The organism is Salinicoccus siamensis (assembly GCF_055391965.1).
The window spans coordinates 44,106-61,193 of the sequence record NZ_AP043765.1; the positions used below are offsets into that span (position 1 = coordinate 44,106).

General features: G+C 45.3%; 12 protein-coding genes, 2 tRNA genes and 2 pseudogenes. 4 read left to right on the top strand and 12 right to left on the bottom strand.

The annotated features are described in order from the left end of the window. Positions 1 to 118 precede the first annotated feature (118 nt). Positions 119 to 1,165: a C45 family autoproteolytic acyltransferase/hydolase gene (locus ACZ5LF_RS00215; protein WP_380570029.1), complete on the top strand. Its 1,047-nt coding sequence runs from the start codon at positions 119 to 121 to the stop codon at positions 1,163 to 1,165. A 162-nt stretch (positions 1,166 to 1,327) separates the two neighbouring features. On the opposite strand, the gene ACZ5LF_RS00220 is transcribed toward ACZ5LF_RS00215, so the two are convergent. Next, a complete protein-coding gene (locus tag ACZ5LF_RS00220) occupies positions 1,328 to 3,586 on the bottom strand; it encodes an excinuclease ABC subunit UvrA (protein ID WP_380570028.1) in 2,259 nt (752 codons plus the stop codon). A 175-nt stretch (positions 3,587 to 3,761) separates the two neighbouring features. Here ACZ5LF_RS00220 and ACZ5LF_RS00225 point away from each other — a divergent pair, with 175 nt between their 5' ends. Continuing rightward, the gene (locus tag ACZ5LF_RS00225; RefSeq protein ID WP_380570027.1) at positions 3,762 to 4,841 is read left to right on the top strand and encodes an aldo/keto reductase; all 1,080 of its coding nucleotides are present in this window, start codon (positions 3,762 to 3,764) and stop codon (positions 4,839 to 4,841) included. Positions 4,842 to 4,975: 134 nt separating this feature from the next. Continuing rightward, positions 4,976 to 5,749 (top strand): SDR family NAD(P)-dependent oxidoreductase, encoded by a 774-nt coding sequence (locus ACZ5LF_RS00230; protein ID WP_380570026.1) that lies wholly within the window; start codon positions 4,976 to 4,978, stop codon positions 5,747 to 5,749. Between the two features lie 94 nt (positions 5,750 to 5,843). On the opposite strand, the gene ACZ5LF_RS00235 is transcribed toward ACZ5LF_RS00230, so the two are convergent. The 3 genes and pseudogenes from ACZ5LF_RS00235 to ACZ5LF_RS00245 all read right to left on the bottom strand — a co-directional run bounded on the left by ACZ5LF_RS00235 (position 5,844) and on the right by ACZ5LF_RS00245 (position 9,623). Further along, the gene (locus ACZ5LF_RS00235; RefSeq protein WP_380570025.1) at positions 5,844 to 7,550 is read right to left on the bottom strand and encodes an ABC-ATPase domain-containing protein; all 1,707 of its coding nucleotides are present in this window, start codon (positions 7,548 to 7,550) and stop codon (positions 5,844 to 5,846) included. 100 nt (positions 7,551 to 7,650) lie between these two features. Further along, positions 7,651 to 8,271: an NAD(P)-dependent oxidoreductase gene (locus tag ACZ5LF_RS00240; RefSeq protein WP_380570024.1), complete on the bottom strand. Its 621-nt coding sequence runs from the start codon at positions 8,269 to 8,271 to the stop codon at positions 7,651 to 7,653. 270 nt (positions 8,272 to 8,541) lie between these two features. Then, positions 8,542 to 9,623 (bottom strand): annotated as a pseudogene (locus ACZ5LF_RS00245) (IS30 family transposase). Positions 9,624 to 9,783: 160 nt separating this feature from the next. On the opposite strand from ACZ5LF_RS00245, the pseudogene ACZ5LF_RS00250 reads away from it, so the two are divergent. Continuing rightward, positions 9,784 to 9,921, top strand: a pseudogene (locus tag ACZ5LF_RS00250) (type I restriction enzyme endonuclease domain-containing protein); the annotation flags it as partial. A gap of 573 nt (positions 9,922 to 10,494) precedes the next feature. Here ACZ5LF_RS00250 and rlmH read toward each other — a convergent pair. From rlmH to ACZ5LF_RS00290, 8 genes are all read right to left on the bottom strand, one after another. Beyond that, the gene (gene rlmH, locus ACZ5LF_RS00255) at positions 10,495 to 10,974 is read right to left on the bottom strand and encodes a 23S rRNA (pseudouridine(1915)-N(3))-methyltransferase RlmH (RefSeq protein WP_380569635.1); all 480 of its coding nucleotides are present in this window, start codon (positions 10,972 to 10,974) and stop codon (positions 10,495 to 10,497) included. 298 nt (positions 10,975 to 11,272) lie between these two features. Next, positions 11,273 to 12,070 (bottom strand): MBL fold metallo-hydrolase, encoded by a 798-nt coding sequence (locus ACZ5LF_RS00260; protein ID WP_380569636.1) that lies wholly within the window; start codon positions 12,068 to 12,070, stop codon positions 11,273 to 11,275. Next, on the bottom strand, positions 12,067 to 12,843 hold the full coding sequence (gene yycI / locus ACZ5LF_RS00265; RefSeq protein ID WP_380569637.1) for a two-component system regulatory protein YycI: 777 nt from the start codon (positions 12,841 to 12,843) through the stop codon (positions 12,067 to 12,069). Before yycI ends, ACZ5LF_RS00260 begins: the two co-directional genes overlap by 4 nt. Continuing rightward, positions 12,843 to 14,156 carry a YycH family regulatory protein gene (locus ACZ5LF_RS00270; protein ID WP_380569638.1) on the bottom strand — a complete coding sequence of 438 codons (1,314 nt, stop codon included), beginning with the start codon at positions 14,154 to 14,156 and terminating at the stop codon, positions 12,843 to 12,845. The genes yycI and ACZ5LF_RS00270 overlap by 1 nt, the downstream gene beginning before the upstream one ends. After that, positions 14,149 to 15,990, bottom strand: a complete 1,842-nt coding sequence (gene walK / locus ACZ5LF_RS00275) for a cell wall metabolism sensor histidine kinase WalK (RefSeq protein ID WP_380569639.1) — start codon at positions 15,988 to 15,990, stop codon at positions 14,149 to 14,151. The genes ACZ5LF_RS00270 and walK overlap by 8 nt, the downstream gene beginning before the upstream one ends. A 6-nt stretch (positions 15,991 to 15,996) precedes the next feature. Beyond that, positions 15,997 to 16,707 carry a response regulator YycF gene (yycF, locus tag ACZ5LF_RS00280; RefSeq protein WP_380569640.1) on the bottom strand — a complete coding sequence of 237 codons (711 nt, stop codon included), beginning with the start codon at positions 16,705 to 16,707 and terminating at the stop codon, positions 15,997 to 15,999. Positions 16,708 to 16,840: 133 nt separating this feature from the next. Further along, positions 16,841 to 16,913 (bottom strand) — tRNA-Asp (locus tag ACZ5LF_RS00285). 25 nt (positions 16,914 to 16,938) lie between these two features. Further along, positions 16,939 to 17,010 (bottom strand) — tRNA-Glu (locus ACZ5LF_RS00290). Positions 17,011 to 17,088 lie beyond the last annotated feature (78 nt).

Genomic DNA, 17,088 nt, shown 5'->3' on the forward strand with positions numbered 1-17,088 from the left:
TGTTCGATACTTCCCGTCTGCTTTTTTGTTATGCTAGTTACTTTATACAAGCAAGATTAATGTATTTTCCTATAAAATATGTATACTGATATGAAGAATATTTAGAGGCGGAGATATAATGAAGCAATTCTACAGCGATGTCATTCAATATAGAGGCTCGCATTATGATTTTGGCTATTATCAGGGCATACAGCTCAGAGACTCCTTGATACTCCCAAACCGTGAAAAGCAGTGGGGTCCTAAGAAAGACCGTCATTTCCTGATTAATTCTGAAAAATTCATATCTATCATCTCTCAATTCTCGCCAGCCATCCTTGACGAAATCTATGGTCTCGCAGATGCACTCGGCATGGAGATGGAAGAAGCATTTCGTCTATTTGGCGGCTATTATCTGGAATATGTCAGGAGCGGATGCTCGATCTTCACTGACAGTGACTTCATGGTACGCAACTATGATAGCCATCCCCGTGGATATGAAGGCCGTTATGTATTCTATGCCCCTACAGATCATGGGTATGCTACAATTGGACCTTCCATGCAGATTACAGGGCGAATCGATGGTATGAACGAGAAGGGCCTTGTGATGGGATACAACTTCACTCACAGTAAAAATTCGGATGATGGCTTCCTATGTAATATGATTGGCCGTCTGGTATTGGAAACATGTGCAAATGTTGATGAAGCTGTCGCACTATTGAAAGAGATACCCCACCGGCAATCGTTTAGTTATGTAGCCCTGGACCCCGATGGCATTTCCTATGTCATTGAAGCCTCTCCAAGGAAGGTCGTGGCCAGAAGATCTAATGTATGTACAAACCACTTCCATCTGCTTGAAGAAGAAAATCGCTACCGTCAAGAAGAAACACGCCAGCGTGAGCAGACGGTACAAGAACAGCAACAATACTCCACGAACCCCTATGAGGCTTTCAAAGTCATGAACAATCCGGAACACGGCGTCTTTTCCGATAAGTATGACGCCTCCGCGGGCACCATCCACACCTCAGTCTATTTTCCTAAAGCATCAAAAGCATGGTTCGTCATCGGACCGGACAAAAAACCTGTTATCTTTGATTTTAAGAAATGGCTCGAAGGTACAGATGTCAACGTGAAACAGATTAAAGGTACTCTTGACTATCATCGTCCATTCGTCAATATGGGTCTATAACACTTTCTGTATCAACCATCGATTTAAAAAATCCTGGGATGAATATATCATTCCAGGATTTTTGTACAAAATGAACACTTAAGAGTTTTGATATCTTCTTATTTTGCGAAAGAATCTTTCTAATAGCACGTTTAAATTTCTTGCCGCATTCGAGCCGCTTCTTCATCGCTTCAGCCACTTTGCAGTCAATGTATCAGCAGTAGCCATCTTCTGTGGGGTCCCTTCAAAAATTACTTCGCCACCATTCTTGCCTCCACCAGGGCCAAGCTCGATTATCCAATCACTTGCCGCTATGAAATCGACATTATGTTCAATGATGATGACTGAATTCCCCTGATCTACAAGACGCTGGAATACATTGAGCAGTTTATCGTTGTCCTGGGCATGCAGACCTAAGGAAGGTTCATCCAAAATATAGATTTGCCCTTCTTTTTTCAGATGACTCGCCAGCTTCAATCGCTGCACTTCTCCTCCGCTCAAGGAACTTGTCGTCTGCCCAAGGGTCAGGTATTCCAAGCCGACATCCATCAAAGTACTGATGCGGCTTATCACCTTCGGCCGTTCAAAAAAGTCTTTCGCCTCCTCGATTGTAAGGGCGAGAACTTCCACGATATTCTTCCCCTTGTACGAATGCGACAATGCCTCGTCGGAATACCTTGTGCCCCCACAAGCCTCACAAGTCACCGTTACAGGGTCCGCAAAAGCGACATCCGGCTTAGTGATTCCCTTACCATCGCAGACTGGACAAGCCCCCAAGGAGTTAAAGCTGAACAACCCGGCTGGCTCGCCGGTTTCCCGCGCATATATCGCCCGTATATCGTCCATGATCCCCATATATGTCGCCAGTGTCGAACGACTCGATACGCCAATAGGTGACTGGCCGACCATAATCGCTTCGGGATATTTCCCAGGAAATGCTTCCAACATAAATGAACTCTTGCCGGAACCGGAAACCCCACAGACGGAAACGAGGACATTTTTCGGGATATCGACTGTTATATCCTTCAAGTTATTCATTGACGCATGTTTGATGGAAAACGATTCTTCAGCCTGGCGCGGGTGGTCATTGACTTCAACTGTACGCTGGAGTGTCGTTGCAGCAGACGACTGCTCCAAGCCCTGTTGATTTCCCTGGTAGATGACCTCGCCACCGCGCGCCCCGGCATCTGGGCCCATCTCAATGATTTCATCAGCGACTTTAATAATGGATGTGTCATGCTCAATGACGACGACAGTATTATGCTGCATTTTAATCTGCTTCAGCATCTGTATGAGCAAAGCTACTTCTTCGGGGTGCAACCCCGCAGTAGGTTCATCAAAGATATATGTGATGTTGTTCAGGCTGCTGCCCAGGTGACGCGCTATTTTTACCCGTTGGGCCTCTCCGCCGGAGAGCGTCGCCATCTTCCGGGAGAGGCTCAGATAGCCAAGCCCCAAGTCTATAAGCTGTTTGATGGAGGGGATCGTCTGGAGAGCGATCGCAGAGCCGATGGGATCGTTGATTTTTTCAAGCTCTGTCAATAGTTCCGTCAGCTCGAATCCATTATAATCTGCGATGTTGAATCCATTAATCTTACATGCCAGCACTTCAGGATTCAACCCGGATCCTTGGCATGTCGGACAAGGCTTCCGGCTGGTCATTTCCAATACATCATCCAGTGAAGTCTGGGCAAGCTTTGATACATCCCGGTTGATGTACAGGCGGGTGAAACGCGGCAGCAAGCCATCCCACTCGTGGGGATGGGGGCCATCTTTAGTGTGGAAGGGAGCAAAAACACGCTCTCCTTCAGGCGGTCCATAAATGAAGAGCTGATAGTCCTCCTCTGAAAATTCCTTGATGGGAATGTCCGGATTGAATAATTCTCCTGTTATCATCCATCTACCTTGCCAACCAGATGGCGACAGTGGCTTGAATCGTACAGCGTACTCCCTCAGCGATTTATCGACGTCGACCAATTTATGGAGGTCGGGAGCGACAATTTCACCAAACCCGTTGCACGATGGACATTTTCCGAAAGAACTCTGGCTGGAGAAATCCGTTGCAGATTCAATCGGAGGCTCGCCGACGCGTGAGAACAAAAGTCTGATGAGTGGGTCGACATCCATATACGTACCGACTGTCGAGCGGGAATTGCCGCCGATCGGCCGCTGTTCGACGACGACCACGGAGCTGAGCTGCTTCATCAGGTTCGCTTTCGGACGCTCGTATCGAGGCATCTGATTTCTTACATACATCGGATAATTCATCGTCATTTGCCTTCTGCTTTCCGTTGCGAGTGTATCGAAGACGACAGAACTCTTGCCTGACCCTGAAATTCCTGTAAACACCGTAATCTTTTCCTTTTGGATGTTGAGATCGATATTCTTCAGGTTATTCGCTCTAAGACCACGCAAAATGATTTCGTCTTTTTCATTCGACATATTACCGCCCCCTCTGCTGTTTTGCCAATAGTTGTTGCTTGCATGTATTCTAGCATATATCACTTCGACAGCATATCGAATGAAATGGTTGAATCCTCTGGGTGAGGGGCCATCTCGTCTTCAAGTTTTACTAAATTGAGAGCAGGGTAGAGAAAAAAGCAATGGAGGGATGAAGATGGATTATAGACTACTAGGTGATTCTGGTCTGAACGTGTCCAAATATGCACTTGGAACCATTCCGTTCAGCGGAACAAAAGGTTTTGAAGCCGCAGGAGACATGGATCAGAGTACCGCAGATGCGTTGGTCGACTATGCCTTGGAACATGGCATCAACCATTTCGATACTGCGAACCTTTATGCTAAGGGTGATGCTGAAATTGTACTCGGCAAAGCAATCCGGGATAAACGCAAAGATATGGTGATTGCCAGCAAGACGGGTTTCCAATTGACAGATAACCCGAATGATGTCGGTGCGACCCGCATCAATATCGAAGCATCCATTGATGAGACACTCAATAGGCTCGGCACCGACTACCTGGACCTTTATTATGTTCATGTATGGGATGGCCAGGTTTCGGTTGAAGAAACAGTTCTGGCGATGAATGACCTCATCAGAAGAGGCAAGATCAGATATTGGGGCGTGTCCAACTATAGTGGATGGGCATTGGCCAAAACCCACACATTCGCTGTTGAAAATAATTTGATGCCACCAATTGCCCATCAGGTCTATTACACACCTGAATCCCGGGAAGCGGAGTATGAACTGCTGCCTGCAGCAAAGGAACTGGGCATCGGCAATACGATATGGTCACCGCTCGGTGAAGGTCTGTTGACCGGCAAGATTTCAAGAGACAGAAAAGCAGAACCAGGTACCCGCCAAGGTGAGGGTTGGGGAGAACCTTATGTCAAAGATGAAAAACTATTCTTTGATCTTGTCGAAATGCTTCAGGATGTAGCTTCCGATCATAACGCCACTGTTCCTCAAGTCGTCTTGGCCTGGTTGAGGGATAGACCGAATGTCGATTCTGTAATTCTTGGCACGAGGAACAAAGCACAGCTTGAGGAAAACATCGCGTCATACGATTTGCAGCTGACGGATAACCAAATCGTCCAGATAAACGACCTGACGCAACCCGAGCCAATCTATCCGCTATGGCACAGAGCCATGAATGCGATGGACAGGGCTTCTGATGCAGAAAAAACGTATCTCGAAGCATATAATAAGCTTATGAATCAGAAAGATAAAGATTTATAGGATTAAAATGAATGGCGACCTACCCCGACAAGGGGTTGAATCGTCATTTTTTCTATTATGTCCATTATATTTCCCCTAAATCCTACGCTAAGGTAATATAAGAGTGTAAAACCACTTAAGGAAGGGAAGTTCCCATGACAGGACTTATGAAGGATAAAGCGGGGCTGGTCACTGCAGCTGGTTCAGGCATCGGGCGCGCAAGCGCTGTTGCTTTGGCAGAAGCAGGCGCAAAAGTGATGGTATCCGATATCAGTGAAGAAGGCGGACGGGAAACCATCAAAATCATAAAAGACAACGGAGGCGAGGCACAATTCTTCAAATGTGATGTCAGTGATGAAACACAAGTTGAAGCACTGGTGAACGAAACCGTCTCTGCTTTCGGCAAATTGGATTTTGCCCATAACAATGCCGGCATCAACGCAGGCCAGGTTAAAATAGGCGATATGGACTCAAAAGACTGGGATAAGACCATAAAAATAAACTTATACGGCGTATTCTACTGTGTTAAGCACCAAATCAATGCGATGCTGAAGACAGGTGGCGGTGCCATCGTCAATTCCGCTTCAGGAGCTGGATTGGAGGGCGCGCCGAATATGGTTCCATACACTGCTTCTAAACACGGTGTGGTCGGACTGACGAAATCAGTTGCTCTTGAATACGGCAAACAGAATATAAGGATAAACGCAATTGCCCCGGGGGCTACTATCACTCCGGCCATCGAAGGGTGGGCGGAGAGTCATCCTGAACAGTACAACGGCGTGCTCGAATCCCTGCCTAGAGGTGAGATGGCGACCCCCCAGGACCAGGGCAACGCTGTTATGTTCCTATGCTCGGATTTGGCCAGACAGATCAGTGGCGTTACGATACCTGTCGATGGTGGATACACAGCCGGAAAACTGCAGCAATAGAATGTGTGAAACCAAAAAAGAAGGATAGATTCGTTGATCGAATCTATCCTTCTTTAATATTGGTTTGTGTACTTTTCATAAAAGTCCTTATAGGTCACCCTTTGATTTTGAAACCGCGATAACGGTTGAGTGCACCGATGAATTCCTGCTTCCTCGGCCGCGCCAAGTTACCAGGATGACCGGAGTAGGGCAAGAGCGCATCCAGTCCATTACGTTCCATATGCTTGTAGACCTGGTCGACGGCCTCGGATAATGTCAGAGTGTCATCCAGTACGTTGTGTCTGAGATAATCGATCATGACTGCGATACAGTTTGTCTGGCTGTCATCTACAAGCTGTTCCAGCCCTGCCAACTCAATCGGCTCCTTGCCATACATTATCGTAGTGCGCCCCTTTGCTTTCAGCCGATCATCTTTTCCGGATTTCGAGAACCCTGACTTCAGTGGAATCCTCTGGCTGATCTCGCTGAATTTCTCGTCTGACATATTTCCTTTTTTATCTGCATCTGACGCAGCAATTTCCTTTGCGGCATCCGTCACGTCTTTCAACCTGTATTCATCCATCATCAGCACCTGGTCCGCCACATCGAAATAATCACCAGAACCGCCTACTATCAGTATGGTCGATACATTTTCCTCATCGTACAATGGCTTTACTTTTTGCGAAAAAGGTGTGATGGGCTCTTTATCACGGGCAATGAGCTTCTGCATCCGGGCATCGCGGATCATGAAGTTGGTTGCTGAAGTATCCTCATCGATCAATAGAAGGCTAGAATCTGATTCAAGCGCTTCAATCACGTTTGCGGCCTGCGAAGTGCTACCACTCGCATTCTCCGTTGAAAAGGCGTGTGTATCTTTTTTCGCGGGCAAATTATTGATGAATGTACTGATGTTCACCTTTTCGATATTACGGCCATCTTCCGCTCGGATCTTCGCTGCATCACTCCGTGTAATGACCATCTCGCGGCCGTCCCCCGGAACATGATTGTAGACACCGCGTTCCAACGCTTGAAGCAGGGTAGACTTGCCGTGATAACCGCCCCCGACAATCAGGGTGATGCCTTCAGCAATACCCATACCTGTGACTGTCTTTCCACTTGGGAGATCGATCTGAACTTTGAGGTTTTCTGGACTTGAAAACGGCACTGCTCCTTGCAATGGCTTATCTGACACACCGCTAGTGCGGGGCAGGATGGCACCGTTCGCCACAAATGCCACTAGATTCTTTTGATTAAGCACTTGTCGAATATGCATCTGATCGAGCACCAGACTCACTTGCTTCTCAAGTCCTTTCTGGTCAAGGTTCTGATACAGCAGGGAGTCATCTGCAATTTTAGGCAGTATACCAGTAATTATATCCGCTGCTGCCTTGCCCAGAATCCTCCGGCCTGCAGCCGGCAGACCGACTTCGAAGCGTACTTCGAGCTCATGTTCACCGATGACGACAGAAGTCCGCTCCAAAATTTCTTCACCGGGGCGGTCAATCAGGATCTTGATGTTTTTACTGTTCATTTTAGCGCCGTTTTTATGTTTTTTAATACTCTCACCAAATGCACGTGTCAGAAAATCCGCTACTGCTATGATTTTGTCCTTTGAATCGAGCAATTCGGCTGGAATTCCTGCTGTATCACGATTCATTATAATCCGCATTTTGGATGGCGGGGCGTAAGGGTCGACCTGTACGTGATCGATTGCCAGCTTGAAGCGGTCGAACTGATAAGTCCCTTTCAACTGTTTATAGGTGCCGTACTTCTGGCCATCCAATTTGTTCAGTATGGATTTAAGCTGTTCAGCGTTCTTCATACATATGCGCCTCCTGGAAAATATATGTCTATTGTCTATTTAATATTTTAAATAGACCTGTCGTCTGATTAGGGTTGTGCCGTTATAGACGCAAGGGGTATTAATACGCCAGTCCTACGCGGCTCCTTATAAATCTATCATCCTGTATCTGGCTGTACGCAAACTCCGCCGTGTCAGGAACAGAAATCATTTTACCACCTTCAGGAAGATAGTCACGTTCTGCCCGATATTGACCCGTATATTCACCATCGGGCAAGTAGGTAGGGCAGACGATCGTCCAATCAAGTTGGGAGTCTTCAAGGAGGTTGAAGACCTTATGATGTTCCTCTGCTGCCCGTGTCGTTTTTCTTTTCGATTCGTTCGATTGATAACGTAACAGTCCGGGCTCTGTCCTGCTGTTCAATATCCCACCAGTCCCGATGGTGATGAGGCGTTTTAGGCCTCTTTCTTCCATACCTTCTATAACTGAAGGGAGGCCTTCTGAGAGGGTAGTAGTGCCGTCCGTACCAAGTGCACTGATCACCATATCTATACCGTTCATCGCATTCAGTATGTCTGACCTGTTCAGCACATTACCCTCGACAACTGTTAAATTGATGCTTTCCACTTGTATTTTCTCTGCATCACGCACCAGTGCCGTGACTTGGTGCCCGTCGTCAAGTGCATGTTTCAACATATGGCTGCCGACCCGTCCAGTCCCACCTAAAATTAAAATGTTCATTCCAACTCTCCACCTTTTCAATATTTTGCATCAGTTTACTTTAGAACTGATCATATATCCCTTTTTCATCTCTGCTCCTGAATATACCCAATTACATTCTCTTTGATGCTTCTGCCTGTTTCAAATAATCGTGTGCTAGAAGTTAAATATAATTTATCGCGAATTTCAAGTTTAACTTAGCCACCCGGGGATCATCCCAATCCAGAGTTTGTGAAACCACGCTGGTGGCTGGGCTTCACCTCCCCCGAGGGGGAGGTGAAGAAATTTACACTAGGCACTTTGTGCCATGTGTGTTTGATTGAGTGCCTTGGCGAAATGCTCATGCGGTGTCTGGTAACCCAGGATTTTACGTGGATAATCATTCATCCATCGTTGGATGCGCTGGATCTGTCGATCACTGACGGCAGAGATCGGCTGGCCTTTCGGGATAAACCGGCGAATGAATTTATGCTGATTCTCGCTGGTGCCCCGTTCATATGACGCAAACGGCCGGGCAAAGTAGACGTCTGTCACATGTTTCAAGGTGTCATGAAGTGCACTGAATTCAGAGCCATTATCCGATGTGATCGTCTTGAATAACGACGGCATGTAGTCGCCGGCACGGTCAACGAGCGATTCAATCGCCTCAGTGACGGGGTGCGCCGCCTTGCCATCTACTTTTAATAGTACTTCAAATCGGGTCTGTCGTTCCGCGAGTGTCAACAGCACCGCATCATCCTTGTGTTTTGCACCGATGACGGTGTCGATTTCCCAGTGACCGAATGTCTCTCGGGATTCGACAGCTTCCGGCCGGTCTGCGATGGACGGCCCCAGATCGCGGTTATGTTCACGATTCTTGCGCGTTTTTGAGTTTGTATTGCGGCGCATCTTCTCCGATAGGTTAATGTTCTTCGTGCGCATGATATGCCGGTCAATCCAGTGGTACAGTGTTGTCGTACACGGCATCAGCTCAGCAGGGAACATATCCGCCTGTTTCGCAGGACGACCGCATCCGGTGACCAGTGGTGATCCAGCATCTGTGCATCTGCCCAGTCGACAAATGCATCGGACAAGCTCCATTTTGGACGTCTGCCACAGTGAAGTCGTTGCATTTCATAGCGTGTTTGGGCATGGTCTGGATCATAGACATAATACGCGTAATCATATGTTTTTCCATTCTGTTTCTGACGCCGCATCTGCTGGACAGTGCCGCGATGGATTTCGTTATTGATCGTTTGCGGCGCGCGTCTTAAACGGCGGGCAATCGCACGATTGGAGTATTTCTCTTTCTTTAAAACCTCAATTTGAGCCCGTTCCTCTTTGGTGAGGTGTTTGTCTTTGATGGATTCAGTGTTATCATGAAGTTGCGTCATGTGATTTCATTCCTTTATTGAGTGTTGTGGTTAACTTTCAATATAACATGAAATTCACATGACGTTTTTTGTATCAAAGGTGGCTAAGTTCATTATAAAATCCACCAATTTATATACGATAACTTTTTATTCAATTAAACAAATAAGTGTTGATTAGCATAAGCGAGAAAGTACTCAAGCTAAAATGAGGGTGAAGATGAGAAGATTAATAAAGAAGTATGGCTATTCACCGGATCTTCAGAAGATAGCAGTTGATAATATCGTTGATCAAGCAGAGCTTATGGCAAATAGTCTATAAATATTTTCTGTTCTCATAAATAGTGTACTGGAGCTAAAGCTGTAGTACACTTTTCTTTATATCTCAACTTTCATATCATTATTATATTCCATATTTTTATCAGGCTCATCTAATTTCTTTAATATCATTCTTTATTCTGGTTTTTGTAAATGAAAGTGATATGTATTACTATTAACTGTTCTAAACTATATATTCATTCGTATCATTATAGTTTTAAATGATTAAAAAAACAAAAATACTAGCATCTTATAATTTTAATTCCAATTTCCTTTTTGAGTTTAATTCGATTGCTTCTCTACTTAAAACTTTCCTCGACATAAACAGTTCACTGGTGATTATGCCGAGCGTATTATAAATTTTTATCTGCTTGTACTTGTACCTTGAAGGAAAAATAACTTCCAATCATCCCCATACTTAATCCAAACTGAACTCTGGTGACTTACTTTATTTGTTGTTTTATTATGAAGTATATACGTACATAATCTACTCTCTGTCGAAAGATCCTGAAACATAAAGTCCATTGAAATATAAGCAGCATTTCCACTTAAAGATTCTTAGATTATTTCTAACACACTACTTATGATAACTCTCATTCCTAATAATCTTATTCACTCGGAATATCTGCTCAAGCAACATCACCTTCATCATTTGATGCGGGTAGGTGAGGGAACCGAAACTGATCTCCTGGTCGGAACGTTTTTGAACTGCTTTGCCGATTCCGTTGCTGCCGCCTATGATGAAGACGACGTCGCTTTTACCGGTGTTCATCCACCTTTGGTATTCTTTCGCCAAATTTTCACTGGTATAAGTCTTACCTTGGATTTCCAGCGTGACGACATGCTGATTTTCTTTGATTTTACTCAGGATTTTTTGCGCTTCTTTGTCTTTTATGATTTCTATATCTTTATCGCTTGCATTGTTTGGTTCTTTTTCATCTTGGATCTCGATCAGTTCGAGTTTGGCGTAGCCGCTTATGCGCTTACTGTATTCTTCGACTGCATGGCGCCAATACTTCTCTTTTAACTTCCCAACTGTAATTAGCGTAATTTTCAATTTGCGTCTCCTTTCTGATGGCTATGCTGTTGTACTTAGTCTATCCACATGTGCATATCTATTAACAGGTTTTAACGATTCATGGATAATACACATGTTTATACACAACTTTCCCACATATCCACATGAATTCATTAATTATTATACATAAAAAGAGATTATAATCATTAAATTTCTATAAATATAAATAAAACAGCCAGTTTTACACAACTGACTGTTTGCTTATCCACAATTATTATAAAGTATCCACAATAATCATAGGTTATGCACACCTTTTTTCATAATTGTGTGTATAACTTTATATTTGGTAGATCTTTGTCGGTATTGCTTTATCGGTATTGCTTATCGTTATATCATTATCCGTATCGATGTCGTAATGGTTCAATATCTGTTCGACACTCATTTTAGCAAGTTCTTTCATGTTATTATCAAGACTCAGATGACTCAGATATATGCGCTTGGTGCGGTCTGTTATAACGTCGTGCATCGCATGCGCTGCATCTTCATTGGAGACGTGTCCGACATCGGAAAGTATGCGTTGCTTGGTCATCCATGGATATCTGCACATCCGGAGCATATCTACATCATGGTTGCTTTCAAAGACGAAACAGTCACTGTCTTTTATAATGCCTTTCATCTGATCCGAGACATAGCCTGTATCGGTGATGATTGAAAGTTTTTTATCATTCTGCATAAATGTATAGAATTGTGGATCGATTGCATCGTGGGACACATTGAATGATTGGACATCCATCCCAAGGAGTTCCTTCTCCTCCAGTGGATTGAAGTGGAACTTCCTGTCACTCGCGACCTGAATATCTTTGGACTCGATGCGCTGCCACGTCTTCTCATTTGCATATACCGGAATGCCATATTTTTTGGAAATGACTTTCAGACCCTTGATATGGTCACTGTGCTCGTGCGTAATAAGTATGGCATCAACATTCTTGAGGGAGGTACCTAGTGAATTCAATGCTTCCTCCGTCCGCTTGCACGAAAGTCCCACATCTATGAGCAGGCTGCCTTGTTCTGTTTCGAGATACGTACTGTTTCCCGTGGAGCCACTGGCTAACACGCTCATTTTCATTCTGTTCACTCTCTTTCAATAATATCTTCTGTTTCGCTGATGGCATCAACATATACTGTCTTATCGACACCCTGGTCGTTGATATTCAATCTCCATTTCGGCCTGAGAAGCACTTGATCACCATCATTTAAGATGATGTAGTATCCGAGTCGGGCATCTTCAATCTCCGCTTCTCCGGAAATCCGCTCGTCAGTATACAGACTCGCGACGACTTTCTCGGGATCGCGGACAGCGACTGGCGAAGTATATTCATTCTCACTGATGTTTTTCAGGTAGCCCTGTTCATACTCCATCGCCTGCTGGCCATCCCCTCTGTAAAGCAGTCTTGCCGCTTCATTGTTGAAGATGGGCAATTCTTCATAATGCTGATTGAACAGCATATAGCCTTCATCACTCATTACATCATCATACTCATATTCCGAACCTCTGTAAACTTCTTCGGCCTTATGGTTTTCCAAATCCTCACGTGTCATATCCGGTGCATTTTCTCCGGCTTCAAAATCGTTTTTCAAAACATAGCCTTCATTCGTCGTTTCAACTGTTTCAGCTTCTACCTCTTCAGAGTCTATAAAAGTCGCCTTGACTGCAGACAGTATATTCAACTTGCGCGGCTCATGCTCGGGCAGCTGTGATAGATCTATATTCGTCTCTTCAAGGATATTGGGCCGGTTTTCTATCTTATGGATATCTTCCTGCTGCTTGTTGTAGTACATCATGATAAGGCCGATGTTGATTAGGAGGAAGACCAGGATATAGAGGGATTTCGTCAGCTTCCAATCCATCAGTGGAGGCCTCCTTCGTTGAACCGCATCCATTCATCGTTGTATTTTACATACCATTGCGGTGTGAAGTGCAGCAGATTGAGTTCAGTCTGCACATCTGAAAACTGCATATCATAACCGATCGTGATTTTCGATACTTTCTGAAGATCCAGATCTTCATTCAATGCAATCTGATAACGGACATCTTCCAGCCTTGCGAGGGACTTCATTTCATCATTCGGTACTTCTGCACTGATATTGAGTAGGGGACGTTGATATTCAAAAAGCGCATTATTACCGTATTTGGTCATAACGACACTTGATATTTCATCACTGAACACCGCATATCCGTTTAAGGTGTAGCGATAAGTCGATTCGTTGCCATCCGCTTCATAATCGAAAAGCATATGTTCAGCTTCTAAGCCACCATGCGAATTGAGGAAATCGAAGCTTCTTTGGATGGTCTGATGCGGATTTCTATTCGATGACAGCGACTCATCAAGGTTTGTGTAGACGAAATTATAGGTTTCGGGATTATATGTCGATAAGTTATGGGTCCCTTCATAGACATATACATCATCGTTTTTATTAACTTCGATTTCATCGCCCATGAAGAGGATATCATTCATCGTATCGATGCCGATCTGAGTCATCAGAAAATGCTCAATGGATACAGCACCCGGAGCTTCCGGCCCATAGATGGCAGTCTTATTGTTTGAGGTTTTCTGGTTGGTGATGATGCCAACGTAATCTTCGAAGGAATCTTCATATTCCTCCACGATCGACAACAGGTAGCTGCTATCGATGTCCGTCTCGGCGACGGCTACTTGTTCCAATGCTTCATTCAACATATAGAAAGTGACTTTTGGAGAAGCAATGTCTACTATAATCCGATCAAAACTGTAGTCGGGTAGGGCACCTTCGTAGGAGAACCCAAGCACTTGGAAAAGTGATTTGGATGGCATCTCGGATGGGTAGTCCACAATCAGGAATTCTTCATCCCCGTCTTCCTTAACATCAGGCGTCAGGCGATTTATATTATTGTATATATCAATATTCTCAATTTCTGTATCCTTCAGAAACTCCCGTACGCCGACAACCGCATCTTCTTTAATCGTACCTTTCACTGTATTGCCGTCGACCCATATCAATTGATAGGCCCGCATGACGCTGCCGAATTCCAGTGATTCCCCCTGACCGATGTTGGAGGTCGACTCGATCGATGTATCGACTTGCGAAAATTCGGGCTGGTAGCTCCAGACCATATAGGTGAGGATGGCACTGCTGATGACGAGAAGGAATAGGATTGTGGATTTGAGTCTTTCCCTATTCATCCCAATCCGCCTCCTCCAGCGTTTCACACGGCAGGTTGATGAAGATTGTTGTACCATGGTTCTCCACGCTGTTTGCCCATATCCTACCATCATGCGCTTCGACGATTTCTTTTGATATGGCTAACCCGAGTCCTGTCCCGCCCATTTTTCGGGCACGGCCTTTATCGACCCGGTAGAACCTCTCGAATATACGATCCACTTTGCTTGCGGGTATACCCAGTCCGTTATCTTTTATCCGCACGGTCAGACGGTTGTACAGACGGTTCTGTTTCACATGAAACTCGACTTTCTTGTTTTCCTTGCTTGAATACTTGATGGCATTCGATATGACGTTATCGAGTACCTGACCCATCTTATCCACCGCAATCTCTGTAAAGACGGCGGTATCCGGGATATCGCGCACGAATTCGACTTCATCCTTATGGGTCATTTCGAAGCGGTCGATGATGCGGTTTAGGAACAGGTTGAAATCTACAATTTCCTTGGACAGCTCTTCTGCTTCATTATCCATTCTGGAAAGTTGCAGTAGATCTTCGACCAGACGGATCATACGGTCTGTCTCTTCACGGGTCACACCAAGGAATTTGGGGGCGAGCGTTTCATTTTGCCAAGCGCCGCCCTGTAGGGCTTCTATATAGCTCCGCATGGATGTAAGCGGCGTCCTGAGCTCGTGGGAGACATTTGCTACGAATTCACGACGCTCAGTATCCACACGCTCCTGCTCCGTAACGTCATGGAGCACAGCGATGTAACCGTTGATGAATCCTGTATCCTTGACGATGGTCGAGAAATTCACACGGATGGTCGTCTCTTCATCATCATGATTGAAGAAGAGGAGCTGACTCTCATCCATCTCCTGGATCTCTTCAAGCATCATTTCATCGTCCAGTTTCAATACAGCAAGCATATCCTCTCCACGCGTATTTTCCGCTGTCTCCCCGATCATATCGAGCGCCATCTCATTGACGACGCGTATGCGGCCCCGCCGGTCCGTAGCGATGATGCCGTCGGACATATGAGTAATGACAGAGTCCAGGCGCTTTTTCTCACTTTCCGTATTGGCCTGGGCTTCTTGAACACGTTTCGATAACATGTTGAATGAACCTGCCAATTCACCGATTTCATCACTGCTGTATATCTTTACACGCGATGTATAGTCCCCTTCTGACATGAGGAGCGCCTGATTGCGCATATCCGTAATCGGACGGGTGATTGTGCGCGCGATGAAGATGCCAAGGATGCTCGTGATGATGAGGGAGATCATTGTGGCGATGATGAATGTATTGTTGATGGCCTGCAGCTGTTTGTATACTTCCTCTATATTGGACGAGGTATATATCGCCCCGAGTATCTGGCCTTCCTGGATGACTGGCTGATTCAACAGCCAAACGCGCTGGTTGTCCTGGTCCACGTTGACGTAGATTTCCTCGTTGCGTGTACCGGTGGTGATGGATTCCTCAGTCAGGGGCGCATCGATCCTTGTACCGACACTCAGTTCATTTGAGATCCGGCTTGTTGCGATAAGGACATTATCCGAATTGACATATCTGATCTCCTCTATTTCCGAGCGGTTGCCGTAATCGGCAAGCAAGGTCTGCACCTCTTCCTGGAACTGGGTACTATCGTCTCCATATTCCCTATGCAGCTCGTTGATTCTCGTGTCAATGAGACTCACCTGCGTTTCGATGTTTTCCTGGAAATTGCCGATCAGTTCCTTCTCGAGCGTGTTGGTGAAGTACAGTCCGATGATCTGCATGCCGATGATGATCAAAAGCACATAGATGATGACAAGTTTAATATGGAGGGACTGCAGATTTTTGAAAAACTGCTTCATTAAATGTTAACTCCTTTTTTCATCACCTTGGATATAGTAACCGACACCGCGTCGTGTCATGAGATACTCAGGGTGCGACGGATCATCCTCCACTTTTTCCCTGAGTCGTCTGACGGTCACGTCGACTGTACGTACATCTCCAAAATAATCATAACCCCATACCGTCTCAAGCAGGTGCTCCCGCGTCATGACTTGGGATAGATGCTGGGCAAGATAATTAAACAGTTCGAATTCCCTGTGGGTCAAGTCGATATCTTTATCGTATTTCTTTATTGCGAAGGCTTCCGGTATGACTGTAATGTCCCTGATCTGGATATTATTGGATTCCGGTTCTTTTTCTTTTGAAGCCGTTTCGACGTTACGCCTCAAGTTCGCCTTCACCCGGGCGATGAGTTCACGGGTAGAGAAGGGTTTCGTCACATAATCATCCGCACCGAGTTCCAATCCGAGCACTTTATCTATTTCGGAATCTTTTGCGGTCAACATGATGATCGGCATATCGTGCTTCTTGCGCACTTCCCTGCACACTTCCATGCCATCCATGCCTGGGAGCATGATGTCCAAAAGTACTATATCCGGCACCACGTCCAAAATCAATTCCAAAGCATCGTTGCCGTCATAGGCACAATGCACTTCATATCCTTCTTTTTCAAGGTTGAATTCCAGAATATCCGCAATCGGTCTTTCGTCATCTACTACAACAATCTTCTTGGGCATTTCTTTCCCCCGCTTTCATTACAAGGTTTATAAACACACTCGTATCCAAACTAAATGTATCACTTTTTCGAACGCATTTCCATCAACCATAGCAAAAAAGCCATCAGCAAGAAGCGCTGACAGCTCAGATGGACGGTCCCGACGGGAATCGAACCCGCGATCTCCTGCGTGACAGGCAGGCATGTTAACCGCTACACCACGGGACCAGGACTATGTGAAATATAATATAAGTGACCCGTACGGGACTCGAACCCGTGTTACCGCCGTGAAAGGGCGGTGTCTTAACCGCTTGACCAACGGGCCATATGTTTTAACACAAACATTATTATACCATGAGGCAAATTTACTTTTCAACTCAAATTTTCATATTTTCAAAAGAAT

What these genes read in the sequence shown, in the direction of transcription:
- ACZ5LF_RS00230 (WP_380570026.1), top strand. Translation starts at nt 4,976, where the DNA reads ATGACAGGACTTATGAAGGATAAAGCGGGGCTGGTCACTGCAGCTGGT.
- ACZ5LF_RS00270 (WP_380569638.1), bottom strand. Translation starts at nt 14,156, where the DNA reads ATGAATAGGGAAAGACTCAAATCCACAATCCTATTCCTTCTCGTCATC.
- ACZ5LF_RS00220 (WP_380570028.1), bottom strand. Translation starts at nt 3,586, where the DNA reads ATGTCGAATGAAAAAGACGAAATCATTTTGCGTGGTCTTAGAGCGAAT.
- yycI (WP_380569637.1), bottom strand. Translation starts at nt 12,843, where the DNA reads ATGGATTGGAAGCTGACGAAATCCCTCTATATCCTGGTCTTCCTCCTA.
- ACZ5LF_RS00235 (WP_380570025.1), bottom strand. Translation starts at nt 7,550, where the DNA reads ATGAAGAACGCTGAACAGCTTAAATCCATACTGAACAAATTGGATGGC.
- ACZ5LF_RS00240 (WP_380570024.1), bottom strand. Translation starts at nt 8,271, where the DNA reads ATGAACATTTTAATTTTAGGTGGGACTGGACGGGTCGGCAGCCATATG.
- ACZ5LF_RS00215 (WP_380570029.1), top strand. Translation starts at nt 119, where the DNA reads ATGAAGCAATTCTACAGCGATGTCATTCAATATAGAGGCTCGCATTAT.
- walK (WP_380569639.1), bottom strand. Translation starts at nt 15,990, where the DNA reads ATGAAGCAGTTTTTCAAAAATCTGCAGTCCCTCCATATTAAACTTGTC.
- yycF (WP_380569640.1), bottom strand. Translation starts at nt 16,707, where the DNA reads ATGCCCAAGAAGATTGTTGTAGTAGATGACGAAAGACCGATTGCGGAT.
- ACZ5LF_RS00225 (WP_380570027.1), top strand. Translation starts at nt 3,762, where the DNA reads ATGGATTATAGACTACTAGGTGATTCTGGTCTGAACGTGTCCAAATAT.